We start from the raw sequence: 1668 nt of genomic DNA, 5'->3' as shown, positions 1-1668 counted from the left end.
CAACTGGCCTGACGCCCAGGCGCGTGAGCCCGCGCAGGGCGCGCTGACGGCCCGGCCAGGGCGCGGTGGGACAATCGCGCTCCGGCTCCATCGGGCCGCCCGCAGCGGGCACAACGCAAACGCACAGAGGATTTCCATGGCAGGTTTGAAAGCCGGCGCACCCACGCCGCAGTCGATCACGGTGCACGAGGCATCGCGCGTGCTGGAGGTGGTGTTCTCGGACGGTGCGGCCTTCCGCATCCCGTTCGAGCTGATGCGCGTGTACTCGCCCTCCGCCGAGGTGCAGGGCCACGGCCCGGGCCAGGAGGTGCTGCAGACCGGGCAGCGCCACGTCACGCTCGCGGGGCTGGAGCCGGTGGGGAACTACGCGGTCAAGCCCACGTTCTCCGACGGCCACGACACGGGCATCTTCTCGTGGGATTACCTCTACGAACTCGGCCAGCGCCAGGACGCGCTTTGGGCCGACTACCTGCGCCGGCTGGACGAGGCCGGCGCCGATCGCGACACGCCGATGCCGCCCCGGCGCGGCGGTGGCGGCCATTCGCACGGCTCTGGCGGCTGCGCGCACTGACGGCGGCGGGCCCGCTCGGCGCGCGCCGCAGCGTCCAAATTGCGACAGATGCCCCATGCAGGTGCGGGGTTGTCGCTGTACGAGCGGGGCCCGCGCCCCTAGCATCGCGGAATGAGCACCACGCATTTCGGATTCCAGTCGGTCGATGAAGCGGAAAAGGCGCGCCGCGTGCGCGGCGTTTTCGACTCCGTCGCATCGAAGTACGACGTCATGAACGACCTCATGTCCGGTGGCCTGCACCGCGCATGGAAGGCCTACACGGTCATGGTCGCCAACCTGCGCGAGGGCCACCGCGTGCTCGACATCGCGGGCGGCACGGGCGATCTGGCGAAGGCCTTCGCCAAAAAAGGTCGGCGCATCGGGCGAGGTGGTGCACACCGACATCAATGAAGCCATGCTGCGCGTGGGGCGCGACCGCCTCATCGATGCCGGCGTGGTGCTGCCCACGCTGGTCTGCGACGCCGAGAAGCTGCCCTTTCCCGATGGCCACTTCGACGTGGTGAGCGTGGCCTTCGGCCTGCGCAACATGACGCACAAGGACCAGGCCCTTGCCGAGATGTGCCGCGTGCTCAAGCCGCGCGGCCGCCTGCTCGTGCTGGAGTTCTCCAAGGTGGCCAAGCCGCTGGAGAAGGCCTACGACTGGTATTCCTTCAAGGTGCTGCCCCAGCTGGGCCGGATGGTGGCCGGCGACGACGCGAGCTATCGCTACCTCGCCGAGTCGATCCGCATGCATCCGGGGCAGGAAGAACTCAAAACCCTCATGCAGAAAAATGGCTTTGGGCATGTGGACTATCACAACATGACGGGGGGAATCGTTGCTTTGCATGTTGGAATCAAGTGCTGAGCCGCCTTGCGTTTTCGTTCGCAGCCGGCACCTATCTATAAATTGGAGATGACATGATGAAACTGTGGTCCGTGGCGCTGGTCGCCATGTTGTTGGTGGTGCATGCCGATGCGGATGCGCGCCGCATGGGCGGCGGCAAGTCCGTTGGCAAGCAGTCGAGCAATGTGACGCAGCGCGAGGCGGCTTCGCCTCCGCCCGCTGCGCCCGGCGCACCGGCGCAGAACGTCAACAGCGCGGCGGCCGCCAAGCCCGG

1 protein-coding gene and 2 pseudogenes are annotated in these 1668 nt (G+C 67.5%); all 3 read left to right on the top strand.

Translation table 11 applies throughout. The annotated features are described in order from the left end of the window. Window positions 1-136 precede the first annotated feature (136 nt). Window positions 137-571: a gamma-butyrobetaine hydroxylase family protein gene (locus AC27IQ_RS23990; RefSeq protein ID WP_272565478.1), complete on the top strand. Its 435-nt coding sequence runs from the start codon at window positions 137-139 to the stop codon at window positions 569-571. 111 nt (window positions 572-682) lie between these two features. After that, a pseudogene (gene ubiE / locus AC27IQ_RS23985) lies at window positions 683-1415 on the top strand (bifunctional demethylmenaquinone methyltransferase/2-methoxy-6-polyprenyl-1,4-benzoquinol methylase UbiE). 53 nt (window positions 1416-1468) lie between these two features. Further along, window positions 1469-1668, top strand: a pseudogene (locus tag AC27IQ_RS23980) (Tim44 domain-containing protein); the annotation flags it as partial.

It is taken from the genome of Acidovorax sp. KPB24-07 (genome assembly GCF_057543315.1).
This window is presented reverse-complemented; position numbering and strand designations above follow the sequence as displayed.

Excerpts from the sequence above, each read along its gene's own strand:
- AC27IQ_RS23990 (WP_272565478.1), top strand. The coding sequence starts at position 137 with ATGGCAGGTTTGAAAGCCGGCGCACCCACGCCGCAGTCGATCACGGTG.